Origin of the sequence: Streptomyces sp. R-74717 (genome assembly GCF_047305335.1) — a bacterium.
GTDB lineage: Bacteria > Actinomycetota > Actinomycetes > Streptomycetales > Streptomycetaceae > Streptomyces > Streptomyces atratus.
The window spans coordinates 10019728-10045008 of the sequence record NZ_CP102361.1 but is presented as its reverse complement, the minus strand read 5'-3'; the positions used below and the strand labels follow the sequence as shown (position 1 = coordinate 10045008).

The window sequence follows — 25281 nt, the reverse complement described above, 5'->3', positions numbered from 1 at the left end:
GGCGGGTTGTTGATGCCCACCTCCCGCTAGTCATCGGACAGAAGTTGACCGCTGGTTACATTCGCAAGCCGGGCAGCGGCTACGGTGCTCTTGTGATGATCAACGGGGAGGACACGGCATCCGGGACCGCACTGTTAATCGCGGCAGCCCCGGCCGGCAAGGGCTGTCTCATCGACGCAACCAGCGTCCTACCCACGCTCGCGGCGGTCCCGCCCAGCATCCTGACCGGCACGACAGCGGCCACCATCGTTGAACTCGCCGACCCGACCGACCCGCAGACCGTCCTCACCCGCATCCGCGCCGCGGCCGCCGCACCCGGCCCACTCTCCCTCTACATCACCGGACAACTCCACCTCGACCACAAGCAGCACCTGATCCACCTCGCACTCGCCCGGACCACGCCGACCACCCTGCGCTACACCGCATTGCCCTGGCACTGGCTGGCCAGCGAACTCAAACTGCGCCGACCGGGCACCACTACCGTCGTCACCGACATGGTCGCCACCCCAGACGCCTGGCAACAGCTCCGTACCGAGGGCCTCGCTCTCGGCTATGGAATCCGCGTATACGGCCGGATCACCCCGCCGCCGCCCCGCCGCCGAATCGCAGAACCGGCCTACCTGAAGGCCCTCGCCACCACCTGGCGCAGCGGCATCAACCCGCCGCTCGCCCAGTTCCACGAACAGGCCGCCGCCCAAGCCGGCCCCGACGACGCGCTGTTCCTGGCCGTCGACAACACAGCCGTCCCCTCCCCTGCGGCATCGGCTGTCGAGGTACCGAACCGGCCACACCAGGAGCCTGCACCTGCACCTGCTCCGATTTCGGAGAACCTCAGGGTGGCCGAAGAGGACCCGCTGCCTGCAATTTTTGCCGCCGCCCACGCGGGGCGGCACGGCGAGGCCGCGTCACTCGCAGCCATGTGGGAGGAGTGGGCTCTGCGTACCTACAGCGCGGGCTCCGTGCAGACCATCCACTGGCTGGAGGTCCGGGCCGACCTCGCTCGCATAGCCGACGATCCGGCGCGCAGCTGCGAGCTGTGGATGGCTGCCGCCGACGCTCGCCTCGCCCGGCAACAGCCCCCGGACGACCCCGCCGTAGAAGACGCCGTAGACCGCGCCCACCACCAGTGGCAGGAACTTCGCGACCTACAGCAGGCCCGGGAACTCGGCCCACCCCTGGTCTCATTGCGCCGCCACGTACCTGGCCGGCGCCCCGGAGCGGTCGAAGCCGTCCAGCGCCGACTGGAACTGCTGCACACCATCCCCCAGTGGGGGCCCGACGAGCGGCATCCTGACGAGAGACAGGGGCCGTCCTTCGCACGCCCGGGGCGAACATAGAGCAGGCCGCGACGCACGGGTTAATGGGCTGGATGCGGTGGGCGACAGCGGCCCGGTAGCGAACCCGAGTCAGTCCAGGCGGTCGTACGCACCAGGCTGCCAGTCGGCGAACAGCGTCAGCGCTTCTTCGGTCTCGATGCGTTCCGGCGTGGTGGCAGTGGCTGGCCACCAGTTCTCAACCCGATGAGCATCCACGAGCACGCCTTCGCGGTACCCGTCGAAATCACCGGAGTCCTCCGCCACACCGATATGGATCGGTGCGTCATCGGGAAGGTCCTTCAGCGCGTCGCGAAGCTGCGCCGCGTTCCAGATCTTCGGGGCGTGCTCATAGATGTCGGTCATGGGCACAGGCTGCCGGACTGGGTTGCCTTGGTGGTGGAGACACGGCTGCACCCCGGGCCAGAGCGCTGATCCGGGGTACAAGGGGTCGGGGTGAAGAACTGATCACCGGCGGTGAACCGAACCCGACCGCTGGACACCGTACCGGGCGGTCGCGCGGTCAACCCGTACTGGGGAGGTCCCAGTCGTCGGGGAGGTTGAACAGGCGCTGTGCCCGGCGGTTGTTCTCCTGCCGGAGCGCGGTCGTCCAGGGCCAGGGGTCTTCGGGTTGGAGGTAGGGGCAGACCATGCGGTGCGCGATCCGGCACCGGGCGCCTGGGAGTGGTTCGGCATCCCACAGGTTCATGGCGGCCCCGGCCGAGGTGATGATCCAGCGCCGACGCGGGGGCACGGTGTGGGCGGGGACGACGATCCGGGGTTCGAGGAGGACCCAGTGGCCTTCGTAGTGGGTGGCGTAGCGGTCTTGGCGGAGGCCACAGAACGGACAGTCGGGTGGGGCGGGCGGTCGTGGGGCGGTGGCGCCTTCGAGGAGGGCATGGAACGCGTTGTCGGTGTTGTCCGAGCCTGGTGTGGTGTCTCCGGTATCCCCCATGATGTTCAGGGTCCGGGCAGGCCGTCAGGGCGGGTAGGGCGCGATCCAGCCGTGCCGGGTGGGGAAAAACCGTTCGGGTGCGCTGCGAGGCGCCACACGGGGCATGCGGCGGCCCAGAGTTCGCAGCCCCGCGGGCCGGAACGACGAGGGCCTGGTCTCAGGCCGCGCTGATGCTGACGTTGCCCACTTCATCAAGCGCTCGCAGGACAAGCCGCAACTCAGTCACGTCCAGGACGTAATTGACATCCCGGAGCCTGGTTGCAGAGCAGACGCGGGAACCAGACCGTGACGATCACCCGGCCGGACGGTACCCAGGTCACGGTCACGTCCGAGCGGGTGCGCGGGCTGACGGCCGAGGGGACCGGCGGTCTCGCGCAGCGGGTGGCCGAGGCGCTCCAGCAGCCGCCGCAGCCCGACCCTCCCGCGAACGGGCGGGAAGACCGGCAGCCGGACACGGCGGAGCAGAACTGACCATGGGGGATCAACGGGGTGACTTAAGCGGCGCCAACTGCCATGCGATCGTGGTCGGTACGGGCCGGTACAGCAGCGGCGGCCGCGTGGCGCTGTCGGATCTGCCGGGCGCCGCACGCTCGGCTCGGGCCGTCGCCGCGGTACCGCGGGAGAACTGCGGCATGGACGGCAGGGTCACCGAGATCATCGGCCCGGAAGGGCCGACCGAGGTGCTCGCCGCCGTGCAGGCCGCCATCGACGCGTCCGAGGGCGGAGTCGTCCTCTTCTACTTCATCGGCCACGGTCTGGTCGGCCCCGGGCGGCAGTTGTACCTCGCCACGTCGGGCACTTCCTCGGCCGACGACACCGTCCACGCCGTCCCCTACGACCAGGTGGGCAAGCGGCTCGGCAAGGCCGCGGCGAGCACGGTGGTCGTCCTGGACTGCTGCTTCTCGGGCCTCGCGCAGGCCGCGCCGCAGGAGTCGTACCGCGAAGTCATCACCTCGGCCCGCCCCGAGGGCAGCTTTCTGCTGGCATCGGCGACGCACTACGCGGCCTCGTTCACGCCCGCAGGCGCGGAACACACGCTCTTCAGCGGGGAGTTGCTGCGGCTGCTGACGGAAGGCAATCCGGGCGGGCCGGCCTGGTTCTCCCTCCTCGATCTCTACCGCATACTCGACCACCGTTTCCAAGGCAGTGCCGCACGCCCGCACTCGGACGGTGTCGGCCGGGCCTCCGACCTGGTCCTCGCCCGCAACCCCGGCAGGCTCGTCCGTGACGCCTCGATGGGACCGGTGCCCGAGCAGGGTGGCGGCCCGTGTCCGTACCCCGGAATGCGGCCGTTCCTGCCGGAGCAGCACCAGCTCTTCTTCGGCCGCGAGGAGTTGACGCGCGGCCTGGTGAGCCGGGTACGCGGGGCCGGTGGTCCTGGTCGGCGCATCGGGGGCTGGCAAGTCCTCCCTGCTCAGGGCCGGACTCGTGGCCGGTCTGGAGGGTGAGGGCGTGCTGCTGGTGCCGGGGCCCGGCACGCGACCGTTCCGCACGCTCGTGGAGAGCTGGGCAACGGCGGTGGGGCGGCCGTTCGCCGAGGTGGAGAGCGAGCTGGGCACTGGACGGTTCGGTGGCGCCGGGCCGGGCGTGCTGGTAATCGACCAGCTGGAGGAGATCTTCACCCAGTGCCGGGACGTGGAGGAGCGTGAACTGTTCGTCCGCGCCCTGGCCGGGGCGGGCCCCGACGGCCCGCGTATCGTTCTCGGTCTGCGCGCCGACTTCTACGACCAAGGCCTGAACGACGCACGGCTCGCCCGGATCATCAGGTCCGGGCAGTTCACCGTCTCCGCCATGTCCGACGACGAACTGCGCGCGGCCGTCGAACAGCCCGCGGAACACGCCGGGCTGCGCCTGGAGGACGGGCTGTCCGACCACATCCTGCGCGAACTGCGCCAGGAGCGGGCCGCGGAGGGCAACGCGGTCGCGCTGCCGTTCCTCGCCCACGCCCTGCGGCAGACCTGGTCCGGGCGCCGCGGCACCACGCTGACCTTCGCCGCGTACCAGGCGGCGGGCGGGATCCGCACCTCCGTCGCCCGGACCGCCGACGAGGTCCACGACGCGCTCGGCGCCGACGACCGAACCCGACTGCGGGAACTGCTGTTGCGCATGGTCCTGGTGGTCGACGACGGCGGCCGTGCGGTGCGCCGCCGCGTCCCCGTGCGGGAACTCGACCGGGTCGCTGATCTACTCGGACGGCTGGCCGCGGCCCGGCTCGTCGTCGTCGACCAGGACGAGGCACAGCTGTGCCACGACTCCCTGCTCAACGCCTGGCCACAGCTGCGGGACTGGATCGCGGACGACCGGGCCGGGCTGCTCGCACGCCGAAGGCTCGGTGATGCGGCCGACGGCTGGCACGAGGCGGGACGTCCGGAGAGCGGCCTGTACCGGGGCGATCAGCTGGCGTCGGCGCGCACCCAGCTCGCCGGCAGCGGCGGCACCCTGCCCATGCGGCCCGTCGATCGGGACTTCCTCCGCGCGAGCGGTCGCGCGGAGCACCGCACGAGAAACCTGCGCCGGGCCGCGGTCTCCGTCGTGACCGTCCTGGCCCTGCTCGCCACGACGCTCGCCGTACTGGCGCGCGGTGCGCAACGGGACGCGGAAGGCCGCGCGACCGTCCTGCTGGCCGATCAGGTGGCAGCGCAGGCGGACGCCATGCGCGAACGCGATCCGCAGACCGCGCTGCGGCTCAGCCTGGCGGCCTACCGCGCGGCACGGACGCCCGCAACCCGGTCGAGCCTCTACGCGGCCTATCTGACGGAGACGCCGGTCGAGGTGTCGGCAGGGCACCGTGAGCCGGTGCTCAACCTGGCGTTCAGCAAGGACGGAGATGTGCTGGCGACCAGCCAGCGCCGCGGGCGGGTCCAGCTGTGGGACATCTCGCGCCGGAACGTGCCCGTGAAGGCGGGGACACTGAAGCTGAAGGGCAGCGCGGCCATCGCCTTCCACCCGCGCACCCGTCTGCTGGCGGCGCAGACGGCCTCGGAGCTCGCCCTGTGGGACGTCACCGACCCCCGGCGGCCCGAGAGGCTCGCCGCGCGGGGCGTCCCCGAAGGCACCACGTACACCCTGGGGTTCGCTCCGGACGGCCGGACGCTGGCGGCGGGGAGCGCCGAGGGGCGCCTGCGGCTGTGGGACGTGTCGAAGCCCTCGGCGCCGCTGCTGCGGACGGGCTCACTACAACCGACCTGACCAAGCCCTACTAGTGGCTTGTCACGCAGCCTTCGGCGGGTAATCGACCTGTTGCTCGTGACCCAGCAGACTGTCTCCAAGACTGATCTTGGAGGTGGTTGTGGGACGTCGACCGAGTGTGTTCGTCCGGCCTGTGAGCATGGAGGAGGGCCGGAAGCTGCAGCGGATCAGCCGGACCGCGAAGGACCCGGTGAAACTCCGCCGGGCGATCGTGGTGCTGATGTCCGCCCAGGGCCAGACGGTCAAGGACATCACCGTGCTGATGCAGGTCAGCGAGGACTACGTACGTGACGTCATCCACGCCTTCAACGAGCAGGGGCTGGATGCGCTGGACCCAAAATGGAGCGGGGGACGCCCAAGGACGATCAGTGACAAGGTGCGCGAGCACATCTGCCTGATCGCCCGGACGTCCCCCGCCGACTGGAAGATCACCGCGTTCTCCACCTGGAGCCTGAGCAAGCTCGCCGACCACCTCATCAAGCAGAAGGTGACAGCGGCCATCAGCAGGGAGACCCTGCGCCGGATCCTTCGCGCCGGCAAGATTTCCTGGAAGACCACCACCACGTGGAAGGCGTCCACCGACCCGGAGTTCATCGCCAAGATGCACCGCATCCTGGAGCTGTACGACACCCCGCCTGCCGACGGACGGGTGATATGCGTCGACGAGTTCGGACCGCTGAACCTGATGCCCCGCAAGGGCAAGGCGTGGGGCCCGGTGAGGCGTCCGCGCAGGCTGCGAGCCACCTACAACCGCTACGGCGGCGTGATGCACATGCTCGCCGCCCTCGATCTGGCCACCGGCAAGCTGTACTACCGCATCCGAAAGCGCAAGCGGTGGCGCGAGTTCCTCGGCCTCCTCAAGGCCCTGCGAGCCCGCTGGCCTGGGGAGAAGCTGTACGTGGTGCTGGACAACTTCTCCCCGCACAAGCACGCCGAGGTGCGGACCTGGGCCGCTGACAACGACGTCGAGCTGGTCTTCCTGCCGACCTACGGGTCCTGGCTGAACTGGATCGAGTCCGAGTTTGCGGCCCTGCGCTACTTCGCACTCAACGGCACCGACCACCGCAGCCACGACGAGCAGAACGCCGCCATCGCCTCCTACGTCCGCTGGCACAACGCCAACGCCGAGCCGAAGACGGCCTTCGCACCCGACTCACCGATCAGATCCTGGACCGAATACCCGGCGAAGGCTGCGTGACAAGCCACTAGATGCAATACCGGTGACTTTGAGGGTGTCGGTTCGTTGTGTTGAGTGTGCCAAGGCCGGGACAGGTGAAGTCGGTCGGGGGCGAGCGGTTTTCGGATCGCATCGCTCTCGGAGTGTTAACGCGCACGTTTACGCCGGATCTGGTGGACGAGGTGGTGGCGGAGTGCGGGCGTGTTGAGCAGCGCCAGCGGCTGCTTCCGGCTCGGGTGGTGGTGTATTTCGTGCTGGCGATGTGCCTGTTTTCGGGGCAGGGGTATGAGGAGGTCGGGCGTCTTCTCACGCAGGGTCTGGAGCGCCAGGGCCGCTGGGCAAAGGGGTGGCGGGTGCCTACGAGCGGAGCGATTGGGCGGGCGCGGCTGCGGCTGGGGCCGGAGGTGTTGAAGGCGTTGTTCGCCCGGGTGTGTCGGCCGGTGGCGGTCCCGGGGTCGCGTGGCGCGTGGTTTCGGGGGCTGCGGTTGGTTGCTGTGGACGGGACGACGTTCGATCTGCCGGACACGGTGGCGAATGCCGGGTCTTTCGGGCGTCCGGGGACAGGTCGTGGTCAGGGCAGGAGTGCGTATCCGCAGGCCAGGGTTGCGGCTCTGGTCGAGTGCGGCACTCATGCGGTCTTTGCTGCCGAGGTCGGTCCGCTGGCGGTGCACGAGACCGTGCTGGCCGGGCGCCTGTTCTCTTCGTTGACCGGGGGGATGCTGCTGATGGCCGACCGCGGGTTCCTCGGATTCGACCTGTGGCGGGCCGCCGCGGCAACCGGCGCCGACCTGCTCTGGCGGGTCAAAAGCAACGCGGTGCTGCCTGTGGTGAAGTCGCTGCCCGATGGTTCCTACCTGTCGGAGATCGTCGCCGCCCGTGACAGGAACCGGCGGGCCGACCCGGCCCGGGTCCGCGTCATCGAGTACACCCTTGGCCCACGCGGGAAGGACGGCACCGTCTACCGGCTGGTCACCACCCTCCTCGACCCGGACACTGCGCCGGCGGCGGAACTTGCCGCGCTCTACGCCGAACGCTGGGAGATCGAGACCACGCTGGACGAGATCAAGACCCACCTGGGCGGGCCACGGCTGGTCTTGCGCTCCCAGCACCCGGCCGGGGCCGAGCAGGAGATCTTCGCGTTCCTCCTCGTTCACCATGCCGTGCGGGACCTCATGCACGGAGCCGCACGACAGGAGGGACACGATCCGGACCGGATCTCTTTCACGCGCGCCGTGCGCGTTGTCCGCCGCCAGGTCACCGCCCAGGCGGGTTTTTCCCCCCTCCCGACTCACGCGGGCCCTCGCACAGACTCTGCTTGAAATCGGTCAACGGCTCCTGGAACCAAGGCGGTTACGCTCCAATCCCCGTGTCATCAAACGCAAGATGTCCAACTGGGCCCTCAAACGCACCGAACACAACAACCAGCCCAGGCTGGACACCCCAGTCATCACCCTCGTCGGACCCACCAAACCAGCCCCGACCTCCCGGAAAAAGACCTAAATCACCGGTATTGCTACTAGTAGGGTCGGGGACTGGCGCGGTGGCTTCCGCTCCGTTTCCAGCCCCCGCCGCTTCAAACCGTGCATGCGGTTCTCCCGCACACGGCTTTCCGACATCGTTCACCGCTGGGCATGCGCTGCCACCCCGCGTACGTTCCCGGTCAGACGGTAGACCCCGAGCCGGGTGGTCCACTCATAGGTGTAGTGGGTGGTCCAGTTCCGACCCTTGAGGCCGTGTTTTCGGCTGGCAAAGATCGCCAGCCGCTCGTGGACGTAGCCGTCGACCACGTTGAACTTCCGTCCGGAGTTCCCGTTGCGGAAGTACGCCGCCCAACCCCGCAGGACGGGGTTGAGGTCGGCCACCACGGCGGCCACCGGCCGTTCGGTCCGGGAACTGGAGGTAGCGGCACGGACCTTGTCCCGCAGCACCCCCAACGCCCTGGCCGAGGGCCAGCGTTGCAGGTAGAATCTGCCCCGCCGCTTCCACGACTCCACCTTGCGGTGATGGAAGCCGAGGAAATCGAAGCCCTGCCCGCCTTCACGAAGGCAGACGATGCCGGTCTTCTCGGGGTGCAACCGCATCCCGAGACCACCCAGCACATGCGCCGCCAGTTCACGCGCCTGCTCGGCGCGTTCCCTGGTCGGTGACAGGACCACGAAGTCATCGCAGTAGCGCACCAACTCCCCCAGCCTTCGCCCGTGTTCTCGCCATGCCTCGTCGAGGACATGCAGGGCGATATTGGCGAGCAAGGGGGAAATCGGTGAGCCCTGTGGGGTTCCCGCCCCGGTCGGGGAGGTAACCCCGCCCTCCAGCACTCCCATCCGCAACCACGCCCGGATCAGCTTCAGCACCGACCGGTCGACCACACGCCTCGCCAACTGAGCGACGAGTGCGTCATGATCAATCGTCCCGAAGCAGTCGCGGATATCGGCCTCCAACACCCACTCCCGCCCTTGGTTCGCAGCCACGCGCACTGCCTCGCACGCGTCGATCGCGGACCTCCTGGGCCGGAACCCATAGCTCGCGTCGGTGAACCCGGCCTCGAAGACAGGTTCGAGAACCAGCTTCGCGGCCGTCATCACCACCCGGTCCGCCACGGTGGGAATCGAGAGCGGCCGGAATTCTCCCGGCCGCCCCGGCTTGGGAATCTGGACCCGCCGCAGCACCGACGGACGATACGTATGCGTCCGCAACCGCTCCGACAGGTCCTTCAGGAACACCTCCACCCCGGCGGCGGCCACCGCGTCGACGGACACGCCGTCCACGCCCGGCGCGCCCCGGTTCGCACACACGACCGACCATGCCCGCCACAAGACGTCCATGCGGTGGACGTGGCAATACAGGGCATGGAACCGTCGTTCGGGTTCTTGCTCGGCACAGCGGTAGAGCGTCCACTGCAAGGCTCGGACCTTGTCCAGAGGCCGGCCGCCCGGTCCTGCGGGGCCTTCCTCCCGGCGGATGGATCTAGCCGTTTCGGCACTCATCCGGGCACCTCCCTGTTCGTGTCACGCATCGATGAAGCAGGGGCCCTTCGCTCCTGACGGGTTGTGTTGTCCCGCCGATCAGCACTACTACGACCCCCTCCGACTGCCTCTCGGCAGCCCGCCACTTCCCGGTTCGGCCGGTTATAGGCGGGCCACGCTCCCGGACCGCACATCCGGGGCCGAGTAGGCCCTCTCCAGTTCCCAGGACAACCTTCCGACCATTCCACGCTCCTTACGCCGGGAGGTTCTTCGGCACCCGCTCCAGGTTCCCGGACGCCTTCCATGGCCTTCGCCAGATCATCACGGGCTCGGCACCTCCTTGGCCCGCCCCGCAGGGCGAGCTGGAATTAACGACGCTGCAAGCTTCACTTCATGTTGCGGACTGGTCGGTCGCACGCCCCCGAAGGACGCATGTCACCCCACTTCGACGCCGCCCTCTCAAACGACGCCGGGAGTCAGCTACCGGGGACCCTGGCGTCTCCCGGGACCGGACTTGCACCGGCTGGCTGCCCTGAACTTGACGTCCGGTTACATCTGTTCACATCCCTTCTGGGTCGCGATGACGCCCGGACTGCTGGACGTACGATGATCAATTCCAAGGGATGCCTGCGGAGGGTGTGGGGTGGGCGGCGGCCGAAGCCACCGCGAGACGGTCAGGCGGCGGGCTGCCGGCCCTGGTTGTCGAGGTGGCAGCGGGCGGTCAGGCGTCAGGGTCGACTTCGGGGTGCGTGAACCGCACGGGCTTGCCCAGCGACCGGGCGTAGGCGATTTCGGCTCGGGTGCTGTCTCCGATGTAGTCGCCGACTACGAGCACCTCATCAGCGAGCCGGATCTTCGCCCGGTGCAGATCGTCGAGTCGAACCTTCAGCGCCTCGGCCTCGACAGGATCGGACCAAAGTTCGTGCGGCGACTTCATGTCACAGCCCGGTTTGACGACAATCTTTCCGGCTTTGGTCTCCCGCAGATCGGCCTCGCTCATCTCGGTCATGAAGCGGGTGGAGCCGCAGATCACGACGATACGCGGGAGGCTCAACAGCTTCTTCGCGTCGGCGAGCTTCTCCTCGGGGGTGAGCAGTTGCGGGTATGACACTGGTTCCTCCTGGTGGTGTGGTCCAAGGGGTGCCTGCGGAGACGAGAACGAGGGTGTCCAAGATCGTTTTGTGACGAACGACGTGGACACCCTCGCGACAGCACTCTATGCGACGACCGACGACATGCTGAAGGAGCATCCCGACCTGGCGCCGTGGCGCCCGCTGGTCGGCATTACGCCCCGCCTGAGCGATGCCGAACTGGTCACCCTCGCCACGATGCAGGCCATACTCGGCTACACCTCCGAGGCCAAATGGCTCCGCCATGCCCGTGCCCACCTGCGCCACCTCTTCCCCTACCTGCCCCAGCAGCCCGGCTACAACAAGCGGCTGCGCAAGGCCGCCGGTCTGATGCGAAGCGTCAACCGGATCCTGGCCACCACCACCTCGGTGTGGAGCGACGACGTATGGGTCGTGGACTCCACCCCGGTGGAATGCGGCCGCTCCCGCGAGACCGTCAAACGCTCCGACCTGGCAGGTTGGGCCGAATACGGCTACTGCGCCAGCCACAGTCGCTTCTTCTGGGGCCTGCGCCTGCACCTGGTCTGCACCCTTCAGGGCCTGCCCATCGCCTTCGCCCTGACCGGGGCCAAGGCCGACGAACGCGAGACCCTCCTTGACCTCCTGGCAGCCGAATGCGAGCTTCTGCGAGAGCGCCCCCGACAGACTCTCATCGGCGACAAGAAATACTTCGGCCGTGGTTTCGAACGCGAACTGTCCGAGCATGGAGTCCAGTTGCTGCGGCCTGCCCGTAAAGGTGAACGGGAACGGCCTGGCGCAGCCCTGTTCAAGCCGCTGCGACAGGTCATCGAATCGATCAACGAGACCTTCAAGGGACAGCTTGACCTCGAACGGCACCGAGGGCGCACACCCGGAGGTGTCATAGCCCGCGTCATGCAACGCATCCTCGCGCTGACCGCCGCGATCTGGCACAACGACGCCACCGGACAAACCGTCCTACGCTCACTGATCGCCTACGATCACTGACCCCTTGGAATAGATCATCTAGGGCCAATACCGGTGACTTTGCAGGTGCTGGCTCGTTGAGTTGGTGTGCCAAGGCCAGGACAGTTGAAGGCAGTTGAGAGTGATCGGTTTTCGGATCGCATCGCTCTGGGAGTGCTCACGCGTGCGTTTCCGCCGGAGCTGGTGGATGAGGTGGTGGCGGGGTGCGGACGCACGGAGGAACGTCGGCGCCTGCTTCCCGCACGGGTGGTGATGTATTTCGTGCTGGCGATGTGCCTGTTCTCGGGGCAGGGATATGAGGAGGTCGGACGGCTTCTCACCCAGGGCCTGGAACGGGAACGCCGCTGGTCGAAGACGTGGCGGGTGCCCACCAGCGGGGCGATCGGACGGGCCCGGCTCCGGCTGGGGGCGGAGCCAGTGAAGGCGTTGTTCGCCCGGGTCTGCCGACCCGTGGCGGTCCCGGCGACGATGGGAGCCTGGTTTCGGGGTCTGCGGTTGGTATCGGTGGACGGCACGACCTTCGACCTTCCCGATACGGAGGCGAACGCCGTCTTCTTCGGGCGGCCGGGAACGGGGCGTGGGCAGGGCAGGAGTGCCTATCCGCAGGCCAGGGCCGTGGCCCTGGTCGAGTGCGGTACCCATGCCGTGTTCGCCGCCGACGTCGCGCCGCTGGCGGTGCACGAGACGGTCCTGGCCCGCCGCCTGTTCCCCTCGCTGACCAGGGGAATGCTGCTCCTGGCCGATCGGGGCTTCCTCGGCTTCGACCTGTGGCAGGCCGCCGCGGCGACCGGCGCGGACCTGCTGTGGCGGGTCAGGAGCAACGCGGTCCTGCCCATGGTGACCGCGCTGCCCGATGGTTCGTACCTGTCGGAGATCGTCGCCGCCCGGGACAAGAACCGGCGAGCTGACCCGGCACCGGTCCGCGTGATCGAATACACCCTGGGCCCACGTGGAGAAGGCACCGTTTACCGGCTGGTCACCACGCTCCTGGACCCGGCCACCGCGCCGGCCAGGGAACTGGCCGCGCTCTATGCCGAGCGCTGGGAGATCGAGACCACCCTCGATGAGATCAAGACCCATCTGGGCGGACCCCGCTTCGTCCTGCGCTCCCAGCATCCGGCCGGGGTGGAGCAGGAGATCTTCGCGTTCCTCCTGGTGCATCACGCGCTGCGCGACCTCATGCACCAGGCGGCCCAGCTGGAGAGAGAGGACCCGGACCGGATGTCCTTCACCCGCACCTTGCGCGTCGTCCGCCGGCAGACCACCAGCCAGGCGGGGCTTTCCCCCCTCCCGGCTCACCAGGGCGCTGACGCAGACCCTGCATGAAATCACCGAACGTCTCCTGGAACCACGACGGTTACGGTCCAACCCGCGAGTGATCAACGCAAAATGTCCAACTGGGCACTCAAATGCACCGAACACAACAACCCGCCTCGCCCGGACACCCCCGTCGTCACCCTCGTCGAGCCCACCAAAACAGCCCCAACCCCCCGAGTGAAGCCCTAAAACACCGGTATTGCATCTAGGGCCAATACCGGTGATTTAGGTCTTTTTCCGGGAGGTCGGGGCTGGTTTGGTGGGTCCGACGAGGGTGATGACTGGGGTGTCCAGCCTGGGCTGGTTGTTGTGTTCGGTGCGTTTGAGGGCCCAGTTGGACATCTTGCGTTTGATGACACGGGGATTGGAGCGTAACCGCCTTGGTTCCAGGAGCCGTTGACCGATTTCAAGCAGAGTCTGTGCGAGGGCCCGCGTGAGTCGGGAGGGGGGAAAAACCCGCCTGGGCGGTGACCTGGCGGCGGACAACGCGCACGGCGCGCGTGAAAGAGATCCGGTCCGGATCGTGTCCCTCCTGTCGTGCGGCTCCGTGCATGAGGTCCCGCACGGCATGGTGAACGAGGAGGAACGCGAAGATCTCCTGCTCGGCCCCGGCCGGGTGCTGGGAGCGCAAGACCAGCCGTGGCCCGCCCAGGTGGGTCTTGATCTCGTCCAGCGTGGTCTCGATCTCCCAGCGTTCGGCGTAGAGCGCGGCAAGTTCCGCCGCCGGCGCAGTGTCCGGGTCGAGGAGGGTGGTGACCAGCCGGTAGACGGTGCCGTCCTTCCCGCGTGGGCCAAGGGTGTACTCGATGACGCGGACCCGGGCCGGGTCGGCCCGCCGGTTCTTGTCACGGGCGGCGACGATCTCCGACAGGTAGGAACCATCGGGCAGCGACTTCACCACAGGCAGCACCGCGTTGCTCTTGACCCGCCAGAGCAGGTCGGCGCCGGTTGCCGCGGCGGCCCGCCACAGGTCGAATCCGAGGAACCCGCGGTCGGCCATCAGCAGCATCCCCCCGGCCAACGACGAGAACAGGCGCCCGGCCAGCACGGTCTCGTGCACCGCCAGCGGACCGACCTCGGCAGCAAAGACCGCATGAGTGCCGCACTCGACCAGAGCCGCAACCCTGGCCTGCGGATACGCACTCCTGCCCTGACCACGACCCGTCCCCGGACGCCCGAAAGACCCGGCATTCGCCACCGTGTCCGGCAGATCGAACGTCGTCCCGTCCACAGCAACCAACCGCAGCCCCCGAAACCACGCGCCACGCGACCCCGGGACCGCCACCGGCCGACACACCCGGGCGAACAACGCCTTCAACACCTCCGGCCCCAGCCGCAGCCGCGCCCGCCCAATCGCTCCGCTCGTAGGCACCCGCCACCCCTTTGCCCAGCGGCCCTGGCGCTCCAGACCCTGCGTGAGAAGACGCCCGACCTCCTCATACCCCTGCCCCGAAAACAGGCACATCGCCAGCACGAAATACACCACCACCCGAGCCGGAAGCAGCCGCTGGCGCTGCTCAACACGCCCGCACTCCGCCACCACCTCGTCCACCAGATCCGGCGTAAACGTGCGCGTTAACACTCCGAGAGCGATGCGATCCGAAAACCGCTCGCCCCCGACCGACTTCACCTGTCCCGGCCTTGGCACACTCAACACAACGAACCGACACCCTCAAAGTCACCGGTATTGCATCTAGGGCGTGTATCGAGTCGTGATCACCGGATGGTCGGGGTGAGGTCTTTGATCCAGATCATCGAGGCGCGCAGGTGGAGGCCGGTAAGGTAGCTGTCCGGGGTCTTGTCGTATCGGGTGGCGATGCCACGCCAGGCCTTCAGCTTGTTGATCAGGCGCTCGACGGTGTTCCGCTCTGAACCGCCCCGGCTCGAATGGAGACTCGATTTCATGAAAGGATCGAGTCATGGCACGACCTTCCCGTTACCCGCTTGAGCTCCGCCGCCGCGCGGTGCGCATGGTCGCCGAGGTGCGCGACGACTACCCGAACGAGACGGCCGCTCTGCAGGCGGTGACCGAGAAGCTCGGTATCGGGTCCCGCGAAACACTGCGGAACTGGCTGAAGCAGCACGAGATCGACGCAGGCACGCGGCCGGGGACGACGACGGAGGAGTCCGCTCAGCTCAAGGCGTTGAAGAAGGAGAATGCCGAACTCAAGCGGGCGAATGAGATCCTGAAGGCCGCGGCGAGTTTCTTTGCGGCCGAGCTCGACCGGCCACACACACGCTCGTAGCGTTCATCGACGAGCACCGGGACCGCTTCGGCGGCGTCGAGCCGATCTGCAGGACGCTCACCGAGCACGACTGCAAGATCGCCCCTTCAACCTACTACGCCAACAAGAAACGACAGGCCGCTCCGTCAACACGTTCAGTGCGGGACGCGGAGCTCAAGGAGCTGATCAGCCAGATCCACACCGCCAACTACCGTGTCTACGGGGCCCGGAAGATCTGGCGCGAGCTGAACCGGCAGGGGCATACCGCAGCCCGCTGCACCGTCGAGCGTCTCATGCGCGAACTCGGCATCCAGGGCGCGATCCGCGGCAAACGCGTGATCACCACGCTCCCCGGCGGGCAGGTCGACCGGGCCCCGGACCGCCTCGACCGTGACTTCGTCGCCCAGGCCCCGAACCGGTGCTGGGTGGCGGACTTCACCCACATCAAGACCTGGTCCGGCGTCGTCTATGTCGCGTTCGTCTTGGATACCTTCTCCCGCCGGATCGTCGGCTGGTCGGCCGCCACCGTGAAGGAGACCGTCTTCGTCCTGGACGCCCTGGAGATGGCCATCTGGCAACGTGACCGCGACCAACACCCCATACAGCCAGGTGAGTTGATCCATCACTCGGACGCCGGGTCGCAGTACACGAGTTTCAGGCTCGCCGAGCATCTGGACGCCGCCGACATTGCCGCCTCCATCGGCTCGGTCGGCGATGCCTACGACAATGCCCTGATGGAGAGCGCGATCGGCCTGTACAAAACCGAGTTGATCAAACCCCAGCGGCCCTGGAAGACACTCTCCCAGGTCGAGCTCGCCACCGCCGAGTGGGCCGACTGGTACAACCATCGCCGGCTCCACGGAGAGATAGGGCACATCCCACCCGTCGAGTACGAAACCAACTACTACACGGAACTCACGAAACCCCAGGTCACAACCACAATCTGAGATCTCTATCGAACCCGGGGCGGTTCAGACAGCGGCGGGCCTGGGTGTGGGTTCTGTTTTGAGTGCGCCAAGAATGCGCAGGGCGGTAGGCAGCAGGTTCGCGCTGGTGGACGTGACTTCCGTGAGTGCGGCGGTGACGACGGCGGGAACGTCATCCGCGGCTTGACGGGTGCATCGCCGACGGCGTCCCTGGCGGGGGGGCCTGGACGAGTTCGGTCTGCTGGTGCCACCAGCGCGCTTCGCCCTGCTCTCCGAGGGCCAGGTGGTAAAAGTAGAGGCAACACGAGGAGGCAGGGTCACCTGCGCCGGCGGCGTACTGCCACCAGAAGCAGGCGTTCTCCTGCAACTCGGCGAGCTGCAGAATGCAGCCCAGCACCCGTGCCCCGGGCGGTTCGGGAAGATGCGGAGTGATGAAGTCGCCCAGGGCGGCCGGTCAGGAGCGGTTCACGGTGGACCCCGCCCAGCCTCTGGCCGGGCGGGGTCCGCGGGCGACTGGCAGCGGAGCAGGGGCTTGCGCACCAGTCGAGGCGGTGTTCGCCTGGCCGATTCAGTGCTCCTGGAACAGCGACTGGGCGTGGTTCAGGCCGTACCTGGCGACATCGGTACCCAGTTTGACCCCGGCCTCGTCCGCGAGTCGGGTGTGGATGCCCAGCCAGACCCGCGCATCCATGTTCTCCAGCGTGAGCTGGTGCCATGCGGTGTAGGTGCGGACGACGCCTGGTGCGGTGGCGCTGGTCAGGGTGAACGGGGCCGTGCGCGGTCCTACAAGGGCGGTGAGAACGGTTTCCGTCGCGCCTGCGTAGGTGTTGTGGCCGCTGGGGTAGTCCGGGTGCGCCGGGGTGGTGTGCAGTGGGGTCCATGACGGGTCGGCAGGGATCTCGCCGACGCCGGTTCGGATCGCGGTGACGGGGCGCCACAGCGGGTAGGTGTACTTGCTGTCGGAGGTGGCGATCTGGGTGTCCACCAGCGTGGTGTTGGCCAGGGCGACGAGTTCGGCCTGCTTGCGCAGCGGCTGGTGGGAGGTGGCGGCGAGCGCGACGCGAATCGGTTTGGTCCACAGGGCCGGCGAGGAGTCGAACCAGAAGTTGGCCGTGTCGGTCTGCCGCGCGGTGCGCGCGGTGCTGTTCAGCTCGCCGAAGTCTCGAACCTCCTTCAGGTCGGTCTGGTACCGCTTGGACGTCGGAGCGGGAGGCGCGGGCAGTCGGAACTGGCTGGCGCTTTTCAGCAGGAAGGGCCGGGCGAACCGGCTGCCGTTCTGGATGGCGGGGGCGAACGCGGGCGGGGTGGGTTGCCAGACGCCTGGCGCGGCCGGCGGCACGGTGAAGGGGGCGTTCACCGAGGCCGCATCGAGGCCGTCTCCCTCGCGGTCGTGCAGGACCTCCAGCGCCTGGCGTTCGCCGGCTGCGGCGCCCAAGGTCTCGGCCGGGCCGTCGGGGATCTGATCCACGGTCTGCTGCAGGGCGGCATCCAGCTCCGGGGCACGGGTCGGCACCAGCTCGACCAGGGCGCGGTGCACCGCGGCGGCCAGCGCCGCGTCCTGGTAGTCCCTACGGTCGACCCCAGACGGCACATGTTGCAGGGCCCGCGCCGCCGCGATCCAACTGATTGCCCAAGTACGGCTGTTGGTCACCGGAGGGAGTGATGAGCCAGCCGTCGCGATCGTGTCAGCTGTGGTGTCGTACCAGGAGAGCGCCACGGAGGTGCGACCGTGCCCAGGCGCAGGGGCGGCGACGCTCGACGCTGCGCCGGAGGCGACCAGCAGTGCCGTGGAGGCCGCCAGGGCCACACGGGTCTTCGGGGAGTTCATGGGAGTAGCTCCTCATGGTGGGGTGGGGGACCGGGTGTCGGCCCGTCCGTCTGGCAGTCATGTGCGACGAAACATAGAGAATTGAGGACCTTGTACTGGCCGCAGCAGGTTCCCGGACGAAGCCGTGGGGCCTTGGCCCGGGAACCTGCGGAGCACGGTGGCACGTCGGCCCGGACGCCCTGCCCGCGGCTAGGGATGCCACTGCGGGCAGGGGCGGCCTTCGGCGTGGCCGGGCGTGCGCCGGCAATGATGTATCCGGGGAGCCGGCGAGCAGAGGGAAGTGCCCAGGCGTGTCTGCAGCCGAGTGACGGGTGTCCGCAGGGGACCACGTACGGAGCAGCAGACGAAGACGGGCGAGACGGCATCGTCGTCGCTCCGTCTCATCAGCACCGGCACGCACTGCGGCGCACGCGCAGGCGTTCACCTGCCCAGCGGCGGCGCCCTCCTGATCTGGCGGGGATCAGGCGGGGTCGGCGTTGATGTGGAAGGGGACGGTGACGATGTTGGAGGCGACTCCCATCAGACCCAGGTCCTTGGCGTCGATCTTCCCATCACCGTTGAGGTCCTTCACGACGCCAGGTGCGTCGTTGTAGATGCCGTCGTGGTTGAGGTCGTCGACGACGGCCACGGTCAGGGTTGTGTCGACATTCTGCCCCGCGATGGGGGCGCCGACGATCCAGGTGTCCCACAGTTCGGTCTTGTGCGGGGTGCGGTTGGTGACACCGGAGAGGTTGAACAGGTTGGCCAGGTTGGTGCCGGGCCCGGAGAAGCCGGGGAGGGTGCTGTTGGTGGTGGAGTCCAGCACGACCAGTCCAGGGATCTTGTCGTCCTGGCCAGTGGAGAACGTGCCGGGGAAGGGGGCGATGTTGTTGTGCGCGGCCGGGCCGGTGAGCTGGAGCCCGTTGAAGCCGGTCTGGGCCAGGGTCTTGTCCCGGAAGGAGAGCTTCAGGTCCACGAACCAGCCCTTGCCCTCCACGCCCGCGTTGTCCCCGCGCTTGGGCGCGAAGACCTCCACCTTGACCGGGTGCGTTTTGGTGTCGGCGGACGTGTCCGGGCTCGAGGCGTTCGCGCTGGACAGCCCGGAGACCGCGGCGCCCAGGCCGAGGATCATGGCCGCACCCGCGCCGAGGGTCCAACCGAGCTTCTTCTTCCTCATGACTTGTTCTCCTGAGTGTTGGGAGGCTTGCGGTCATGTGTACGACCACCTGCGGCACCCGGTTCAGTCCGCAGGTCGACCAGTAATGCTTTGTTGGGTGGCGCAGAGCGGCGCAGGCGGTCGGCTGGTGCTCGCCGCCCGCCGTTCGCGGCGCAGGCGGTCACGCCGGGGGCTGGTCACGGTCGTGTTCCGGCGGTTCTTTGTCCGTATGGCTCCGGACGAGCTGGGCCGTTCACGCGATGAGCTGGAGGCGTTCGCGGCGGAGGTGTTCGCTCCCCTGCGGCGCTCGGACCAGCAGGGCAAGGGCGTGAGTTACCTGCGCGGTCTGCTGCTGGGCGGACGGCGCAAATCGATGCAGCCAATGGCGAGCGGCCGGGCATCGACCGCCAGTGCCTGCACCAGTTCATGACAGGTCAGGCTCCCGCAGGGCGACCCGGGCGACGGACTCAGCGTCGATCGGGTCGGATTTACCCCGCTCGCGGGCAGAGCGCCGAGTACCAGCCATAAGCCGGTCGTCGCGCTCGCCGGCATCGGCCTCGGCCTGGCGGATCCAGTCGGGCAGGGCATCGGGATGCGCGCCCAACTCGAGCGCCAGACGCTTGATCTGGAGCTTTGGCTCGATGGTGCTATACATCCGCACCGCACGCTCACGCAACTCCAGCGGATACTTGCAATGCCGCGTAGTTAGCCTGATGACGGGTCTGTCAAGCGGATCCGTGGGATTCGGGCAAGTGTTGATCACGAGGACGGGACCCCTGGTAGAGCGAGGAAGCCGACCAAGGTCTTCCTGCTCGAAGGGGTCCCGTTGTCCGACCAGTCTGCCACCACTCAGCTCACCCGCACGGTCATCGTTGCCGAGGGCCTCTATGCCCCCGGACACCTCGGGGAGTTGACCCAGCAGGTCCCCTTCGAGCTTGTCGACGACGTCCTGGAGCGGACCGGGACCACGCAGACGAGGCTGCGGATGCTGCCCTCACGGGTCGGCATCTACTTCGTGCTGGCCATGGCTCTGTTCCCGCGCCTTGGGTACATGCGGGTATGGGACAAACTCACGGCCGGACTGCAGCAGGTATGCCCATGCAGACCGTCGGAGAAGGCCCTGCGGGACATGCGCCGCCGACTGGGGCCGGCCCCACTGGAGCTGCTCTTCAACATTCTGGCCGGCCCGGTGGCCCGGCCAGAGACTCCCGGGGTGCGTTACCGACGCTGGCGGACGGTCGCCTTCGACGGCTGCAGTTCCGCCAAGGCCCCCGACCGGCCCCGCGTCTGCGGCTGGCTCGGCAAGATCAAGCACCGTTACGGTCAGGAGGGCTACCCCATGCTGAAACTCGTGGCCCTTTGCGAGACCGGCACCCGCGCTCTGCTCGGTGCCGCCTTCGGTCCCGTGGTGCCTGCGGAATCCGTCTACGCCGAGCAGCTGCTGCCGTTACTGGACGACACCATGCTGCTACTCAATGACCGGGGTTTTGATTCCGACGACTTCCTGGCCAAATGCGCCAGCACCAGGGCCCAGTTGCTAGTGCGTCTCAAAGGCACCCGCACTCCAGCCATATGGGCCGTCCTGCCCGACGGCTCCTACCTGACACGAATCCGCGGAGTACGCCTGCGCATCATCGACGCCCAGGTCACCGTCACGACCGATGACGGTATCCGAATCACCGGAAACTACCGCCTGGCGACGACCCTGCTGGACCACCGCCACCACCCGGCCGACGAGCTCGTCGCGCTCTACCATGAACGATGGGAGATCGAATCGGCTTTCTACTCCCTGCGCCACACACTCCTCGACGGTCTCGTCCTGCGCTCGCACGACCCCCGCGGCGTCCAGCAGGAAATCTGGGCTCAACTGGCGGCCTATCAGATCCTTCGTCGCACCATGGTCGAGGCTGCGGAGTCCGTGCCAGGGATCGATCCCGACCGCGCCTCCTTCACCGTTGCCCTCGAAGCAGCCCGGGAACAGGTCATCACCGCCCAAGGTGTACTGCCCGACCCGGCACGGCCCGCACTCATCGGCGTCATCGGCCGCACCGTGCTGGAGAACCTGCTGCCCAGACGCCGTCCGCGCATCGCACCACGCAGGGTCAAATGCCCGATCTCCCGCTACGCGACCCCTCGGGATGAAACACGCGGCCACCCCGCGGTCCGCATCACCGCCATCGAGGCCGCTGTGCACCATGCATCCGAACGCGCCCCCGAGGGGCGGCGGGACCGAACACTCCAGCTCATGCGCGCTGCCCCGGAGCATTCCTGGCGCGCCTGCGAGATCGCACGGGGCATCGGCTTGGACGATGCCCGAGGACTGCGTGCCGAACTCGGTCGCTGGGTCAACGAGGGCGTCCTTCAACGAACTGCCCGCGGTGTCTACGTCCTGGCCCGCGAATGGACCACGCCCGGCCTCCATCAACAAGCCAACCAACCGGTGTTGACACCTGCGGAATCGCCTTAACTACGCGGCATTGGGATACTTGTTGGGAGCAGCCATGGTCACAGTTCCTTTCACGAGAACCACCTGACCGGCTGTCGACTCCCTCCGCATCCAGGGGAAACCTCGGCCCGTTCCGCGGTGACAACGAGGGAGCAGCCCGCCGATCGCGTTCGAATCCTGGGCCCGTCACTATGCGCCGACCGGCCACAACCTGCCAGATTGCCGGATCCAGCAGCACAGGGTTGGATCGTCCGGCGTCCGTCAAGGCTGCGGGGACGAGGATGCCGTCCAGCGCGTCCGTGGTCTCAACGCCGGCCCCGTGTCAGCACACCCGTGCACACCCCTGCTACAAAGAGCGCCGACGGGCCTTCGCTCAAAAGGACGGCGAGAACCTGAGTTCGTCCGCTGCCTGCGGGTGAACTTGAACCCCCAGCTCGTCGTATACGTAGCCGCAAGGGCACACGATCAGTGCCTCAGGACATAAGAAACCGCATGTCGCAGCCGTCCTCGAAGACGGCGCGGACGGTGCGGTCATGTATGGAAGTGAGTCGGATGGATCGGATCTGGTTCCACGCCTCCCCGGGGCGCGGACTGTCCACCGCCTGCAGCCCGGGCCCGGCGATGCTTCAAGCGACCCCAGCCTGCGAGACGAGGACATCGAGCGTGACGCCGGACGAGCAGTTGATGACTGCGTTGTACACCGAGCACCACGATGTGCTGCTCTCCTTCGTGCGCAGGTACGTGCGCAGTCCTGAGCAGGCGGAGGACGTCGTGCAGGAGACGCTGCTGCGCGCGTGGCGCAGCATCGACAAGATCGAGCCACGCCACGTCACCATCCGTTCCTATCTCTTTACGATCGCCCGCAACGTGCTCACCGACGGCTGGCGCGCAGAGCAGCGGCGTCCAGAACCGCTCTACGACAACGAGGCACTCGCGGCTGTACCTTCTGCCGATGATGTGGAGGCGGCGCTGGAGGGGCACGTGATTACCGCAGCGTTGGAACGCTTGTCCAGCGAGCATCGTGACGTGATCCAGGCGCTGTACTTCGAGGGGCTGACCGTCGCCGAGTCCGCGTCACGGCTCACGATCCCGGAGGGAACGGTCAAGTCCCGCGCCTACTACGCCGTACGCAACCTGCGCGCAGCCTTTGAAGAAATGGGAGTTCTACGGTGAGCACCGACCACGATGACGTGCGCATGCTGATCGGCGCGTATGTGCTGGGCGGTCTCAGCGAGACCGACCGCCGCGTCCTGGAGTCCCACCTGCCCACGTGCCAGGAATGCCGTGACGAGCTCGCACACTCGGCCCCGCTCGCGGGACTGCTCCGCCGTGCCCCGGGCATGTCCGCGCCCCGTCCCCAGGCCACGCGCGAGGCCGACACCGACGCGGCGCCCCCGGCTTCGTCGGCCGGGCTCGACCACCTGCTGGAGCAGGTCCGCGCCGCCCATGTCGCACGCAGGCGGCGGGCTCGTCGGCAGTGGCTGGCATTGGCTGCGGCCCTGATCGTGGTTGCCGGGCTCGGACTGGGGTCGATGCTGCCGTTCCGGCACTCGACCGGCCCGGCCACGGCATTCACCTCAGCCGCCGGGTACTCCGTGTCCGGCCGTGCCACACTCACGGCCAAGCCCTGGGGCACTGCGGTGAGCGTCACCCTGGCCGACCTGCCCGCAGGAGCGCCAGGACCCTTCATCCTCCAGGTCTCCTCGATGGACGGCCGCAAGGAGCAGGCGGCCACCTGGGCGATCACCCCCAACGGCAGCGCCGCCGTCACGGGGGCGAGTGCCCTGCACCTTCCCGACATCCGATCCATCTCCGTGATGGACCATGCGGGACGCCTGGTCGCCACGACCCGACCACTCTGACCTGCCTCGACCACCATCCCGTGGACCGCTCCACTGCCGGGCCCACGGGGTGGTCCCCCCTGCCCTGACGCGGGGCGACACGCCACTGACCTGACGTCGTTGCCCTGCAGAGCAGTTGCCCCAGCACGTACGACTCGGGGCAACCGGGCGCGGCGCCGCGCTCAAGCCACCTCACCGCAATTCCTACTTCCTATTGAAAGGGTTACCCCGATGAAGATTCACACCCGCGTCGTATCTGCCGCGGCCATCATGCTCGCCGTCGCTGCCCTGGCAACCGCATGCTCCTCCGGCGGCGGCAGCACAACCACCGAGGCATCCGCACCGGCTTCGCCGGATGCCGCTGCAGGGGCGGTGAGCACGTCGTCGTCGCCGACGCTGGGCACCATCATCGTCAACGAGGCGGGCCGTACCCTGTACGCGTTCGACAAGGACACCACAAGTCCTGCGGTGTCGAACTGCTACGCGGACTGTGCCGCCAAGTGGCCGGCGGTCCCGGCCACCACCAACGTCAAGGGCATCGACCCCAGCCTGCTCGGCTCGGTCACGCGCAAGGACGGCACCAAGCAGCTCACCATAAAGAATCACCCGGTCTACCTCTTCGCGGGCGACCAAGCAGCCGGTGACACCAAGGGCCAGGCACTGAAGGGTGTCTGGTACGCCCTCACCCCCCAGGGAACCGAGATCAAGACGCCGAAGGCTTGATCGTCGGTCTTGGTGCGCGACTGGTGAGAGGCCGTCCGCCGTTGAACCCCGGCGCATGCGGGCGGCCTTGTGGTCGATCTTCTCCGTGATCACGTGCTGGATGCCGCGACGTCGCAGACAGGCCCGGCTCTTGCGGTTGCTGTACGCGTTGTCGGCGCCGACGCCGGCGGAAGTGCGCCGCGGACGACCGCATCCCTGGCGGGGGAAACGGAGCCCCCACTCGGCGCCGAGCCTCCCAGGACGTACCTGTTCACGTTCGGCGCTGCCCAGGGTTTGCCCGCGCTGGAACGCCACGCGGAGCGCGGCATCGCGGTCCGATTCACCTTCCGCTTCGGTCAGCACGGTCTCGGTGAGGATGTCGGCCGGCATTTCGTAGCGGCGCTCGGGAATGCTCACCGCAATGGCTTCGGCCACCGGCTCGTACACCTTGGGCTTGCACGCTTTGCGGCTCTTCAGCAGAGCGAAGCCTGAGGAGCTCCTACGGAGTTGATGGCCTCGGGCCCCTTACAGCTTTGCCGATTTCGGCTGGCCAAGTGGGCCTGTACCGGGCAACAAAATCGGCGAAGTCCTCACACAGGTACTGCGGATCAGACGGCTTCAGCCGTACCTGCGGGTGATCACTGTGCACCCACCAGACCTCGAAGTCGGTCACAGTCCCCTCGACAGGCCAGTCCTCGATTCGCCCACGAGGCAGAAGCACGACGTCGACGAACCCTTCGACACTGAGGCCAATGTCCACGAAGACACCGATCGCCCCGGGCTTGGGCACCCGGACGACCGTGCCCGTGAAGACCTGACCGAAGCGCAGCTCACCTTGAACTCGCTCCCACTCCGCCTCCGTCACCACTCACATAGCCTCGCACGAGCACCGACCCGGACAGGAGAGCCCGGTGCGAGGCTCAGCTCGCACCGGGCCCAACGTCTGAATTCGCCAACAGAGTCACAGGCAGCGGCCGTGGCGGCAGGCGCGCGGTTCTTCTCTATTCCTGACCGTGCGGAACGATGACCCTTTTCCAATCTCACGTTGACGCGTGGTGAGGGACGACAATGGCCTTCACGATGTCGGTGATCCGGTTGGTGCTGCAGCGGAGTTTCCGCAGCAGGCGCCAGCCCTTGAGGACTGCCATGGCCTGCTCGCCGAGGCAACGGATCTGCGTCCACTGTCACC

23 protein-coding genes and 3 pseudogenes are annotated in these 25281 nt (G+C 67.8%); 15 read left to right on the top strand and 11 right to left on the bottom strand.

The window, feature by feature from the left end; genetic code table 11:
- The first annotated feature begins 95 nt into the window (after window positions 1-95).
- Window positions 96-1337: a hypothetical protein gene (locus NRF20_RS45920; protein ID WP_413754701.1), complete on the top strand. Its 1242-nt coding sequence runs from the start codon at window positions 96-98 to the stop codon at window positions 1335-1337.
- Window positions 1338-1406: 69 nt separating this feature from the next.
- Here NRF20_RS45920 and NRF20_RS45915 read toward each other — a convergent pair whose 3' ends face one another.
- Both NRF20_RS45915 and NRF20_RS45910 read right to left on the bottom strand, forming a co-directional pair.
- The gene (locus NRF20_RS45915) at window positions 1407-1679 is read right to left on the bottom strand and encodes a DUF6225 family protein (protein ID WP_398635260.1); all 273 of its coding nucleotides are present in this window, start codon (window positions 1677-1679) and stop codon (window positions 1407-1409) included.
- Between the two features lie 157 nt (window positions 1680-1836).
- Window positions 1837-2268, bottom strand: a complete 432-nt coding sequence (locus NRF20_RS45910) for a DUF6083 domain-containing protein (RefSeq protein ID WP_398635261.1) — start codon at window positions 2266-2268, stop codon at window positions 1837-1839.
- Window positions 2269-2526: 258 nt separating this feature from the next.
- Between NRF20_RS45910 and NRF20_RS45905 the strand changes: the two genes are divergently transcribed.
- From NRF20_RS45905 to NRF20_RS45885, 5 genes are all read left to right on the top strand, one after another.
- On the top strand, window positions 2527-2739 hold the full coding sequence (locus NRF20_RS45905) for an effector-associated constant component EACC1 (RefSeq protein WP_398635262.1): 213 nt from the start codon (window positions 2527-2529) through the stop codon (window positions 2737-2739).
- A gap of 2 nt (window positions 2740-2741) precedes the next feature.
- Window positions 2742-3716 (top strand): caspase, EACC1-associated type, encoded by a 975-nt coding sequence (locus tag NRF20_RS45900; protein WP_413754471.1) that lies wholly within the window; start codon window positions 2742-2744, stop codon window positions 3714-3716.
- Window positions 3640-5457: a hypothetical protein gene (locus NRF20_RS45895; RefSeq protein ID WP_413754470.1), complete on the top strand. Its 1818-nt coding sequence runs from the start codon at window positions 3640-3642 to the stop codon at window positions 5455-5457. Before NRF20_RS45900 ends, NRF20_RS45895 begins: the two co-directional genes overlap by 77 nt.
- Before the next feature lie 139 nt (window positions 5458-5596).
- A complete protein-coding gene (locus tag NRF20_RS45890; RefSeq protein ID WP_413754502.1) occupies window positions 5597-6655 on the top strand; it encodes an IS630 family transposase in 1059 nt (352 codons plus the stop codon).
- A 56-nt stretch (window positions 6656-6711) separates the two neighbouring features.
- Window positions 6712-7953 (top strand): IS4 family transposase, encoded by a 1242-nt coding sequence (locus NRF20_RS45885; protein WP_413754530.1) that lies wholly within the window; start codon window positions 6712-6714, stop codon window positions 7951-7953.
- 300 nt (window positions 7954-8253) lie between these two features.
- Here the strand turns inward: NRF20_RS45885 and ltrA are convergent, their stop codons facing one another.
- Together ltrA and NRF20_RS45875 are read right to left on the bottom strand one after the other, a co-directional pair.
- On the bottom strand, window positions 8254-9618 hold the full coding sequence (gene ltrA, locus NRF20_RS45880; protein ID WP_413751803.1) for a group II intron reverse transcriptase/maturase: 1365 nt from the start codon (window positions 9616-9618) through the stop codon (window positions 8254-8256).
- A gap of 700 nt (window positions 9619-10318) precedes the next feature.
- Window positions 10319-10708, bottom strand: coding sequence for a hypothetical protein (locus NRF20_RS45875; protein ID WP_360948763.1), 390 nt, complete (start codon window positions 10706-10708; stop codon window positions 10319-10321).
- Between the two features lie 70 nt (window positions 10709-10778).
- Here NRF20_RS45875 and NRF20_RS45870 point away from each other — a divergent pair, with 70 nt between their 5' ends.
- On the top strand, window positions 10779-11693 hold the full coding sequence (locus tag NRF20_RS45870; protein WP_398635387.1) for an IS982 family transposase: 915 nt from the start codon (window positions 10779-10781) through the stop codon (window positions 11691-11693).
- A 66-nt stretch (window positions 11694-11759) separates the two neighbouring features.
- Window positions 11760-12998 carry an IS4 family transposase gene (locus NRF20_RS45865; protein WP_413754469.1) on the top strand — a complete coding sequence of 413 codons (1239 nt, stop codon included), beginning with the start codon at window positions 11760-11762 and terminating at the stop codon, window positions 12996-12998.
- A gap of 397 nt (window positions 12999-13395) precedes the next feature.
- Here NRF20_RS45865 and NRF20_RS45860 read toward each other — a convergent pair whose 3' ends face one another.
- The gene (locus NRF20_RS45860) at window positions 13396-14637 is read right to left on the bottom strand and encodes an IS4 family transposase (protein ID WP_413754680.1); all 1242 of its coding nucleotides are present in this window, start codon (window positions 14635-14637) and stop codon (window positions 13396-13398) included.
- A gap of 68 nt (window positions 14638-14705) precedes the next feature.
- Window positions 14706-14858: pseudogene (locus tag NRF20_RS45855) on the bottom strand (IS5/IS1182 family transposase); the annotation flags it as partial.
- 50 nt (window positions 14859-14908) lie between these two features.
- Here NRF20_RS45855 and NRF20_RS45850 point away from each other — a divergent pair.
- A protein-coding gene (locus NRF20_RS45850; protein WP_413754353.1) for an IS3 family transposase occupies window positions 14909-16161 on the top strand; the annotation gives its coding sequence in 2 pieces (ribosomal slippage) (window positions 14909-15191 and window positions 15191-16161; 1254 coding nt in all).
- A gap of 547 nt (window positions 16162-16708) precedes the next feature.
- Here NRF20_RS45850 and NRF20_RS45845 read toward each other — a convergent pair.
- The gene (locus tag NRF20_RS45845) at window positions 16709-17968 is read right to left on the bottom strand and encodes a vanadium-dependent haloperoxidase (RefSeq protein ID WP_398635231.1); all 1260 of its coding nucleotides are present in this window, start codon (window positions 17966-17968) and stop codon (window positions 16709-16711) included.
- Window positions 17969-18428: 460 nt separating this feature from the next.
- Window positions 18429-19124 carry a hypothetical protein gene (locus NRF20_RS45840; RefSeq protein WP_413754468.1) on the bottom strand — a complete coding sequence of 232 codons (696 nt, stop codon included), beginning with the start codon at window positions 19122-19124 and terminating at the stop codon, window positions 18429-18431.
- A 97-nt stretch (window positions 19125-19221) separates the two neighbouring features.
- Here NRF20_RS45840 and NRF20_RS45835 point away from each other — a divergent pair, with 97 nt between their 5' ends.
- On the top strand, window positions 19222-19533 hold the full coding sequence (locus NRF20_RS45835) for a hypothetical protein (RefSeq protein ID WP_413754467.1): 312 nt from the start codon (window positions 19222-19224) through the stop codon (window positions 19531-19533).
- 111 nt (window positions 19534-19644) lie between these two features.
- Here NRF20_RS45835 and NRF20_RS45830 read toward each other — a convergent pair.
- Window positions 19645-19866: pseudogene (locus NRF20_RS45830) on the bottom strand (transposase); the annotation flags it as partial.
- A gap of 63 nt (window positions 19867-19929) precedes the next feature.
- Between NRF20_RS45830 and NRF20_RS45825 the strand changes: the two are divergent.
- From NRF20_RS45825 to NRF20_RS45805, 5 genes are all read left to right on the top strand, one after another.
- Window positions 19930-21570 carry an IS4 family transposase gene (locus tag NRF20_RS45825; RefSeq protein WP_413754466.1) on the top strand — a complete coding sequence of 547 codons (1641 nt, stop codon included), beginning with the start codon at window positions 19930-19932 and terminating at the stop codon, window positions 21568-21570.
- Between the two features lie 642 nt (window positions 21571-22212).
- Window positions 22213-22722 (top strand): sigma-70 family RNA polymerase sigma factor, encoded by a 510-nt coding sequence (locus tag NRF20_RS45820; RefSeq protein ID WP_398634453.1) that lies wholly within the window; start codon window positions 22213-22215, stop codon window positions 22720-22722.
- Window positions 22719-23411 (top strand): anti-sigma factor family protein, encoded by a 693-nt coding sequence (locus NRF20_RS45815; protein WP_413754464.1) that lies wholly within the window; start codon window positions 22719-22721, stop codon window positions 23409-23411. The genes NRF20_RS45820 and NRF20_RS45815 overlap by 4 nt, the downstream gene beginning before the upstream one ends.
- 210 nt (window positions 23412-23621) lie before the next feature.
- Window positions 23622-24113, top strand: a complete 492-nt coding sequence (locus NRF20_RS45810) for a hypothetical protein (RefSeq protein ID WP_398634455.1) — start codon at window positions 23622-23624, stop codon at window positions 24111-24113.
- A 69-nt stretch (window positions 24114-24182) separates the two neighbouring features.
- A complete protein-coding gene (locus tag NRF20_RS45805; protein ID WP_413754463.1) occupies window positions 24183-24584 on the top strand; it encodes a hypothetical protein in 402 nt (133 codons plus the stop codon).
- A gap of 7 nt (window positions 24585-24591) precedes the next feature.
- Here the strand turns inward: NRF20_RS45805 and NRF20_RS45800 are convergent, their stop codons facing one another.
- Together NRF20_RS45800 and NRF20_RS45795 are read right to left on the bottom strand one after the other, a co-directional pair.
- Window positions 24592-24957: a S1 RNA-binding domain-containing protein gene (locus tag NRF20_RS45800; protein ID WP_413754700.1), complete on the bottom strand. Its 366-nt coding sequence runs from the start codon at window positions 24955-24957 to the stop codon at window positions 24592-24594.
- A 175-nt stretch (window positions 24958-25132) separates the two neighbouring features.
- Window positions 25133-25267, bottom strand: a pseudogene (locus NRF20_RS45795) (IS5/IS1182 family transposase); the annotation flags it as partial.
- Between the last annotated feature and the right edge of the window lie 14 nt (window positions 25268-25281).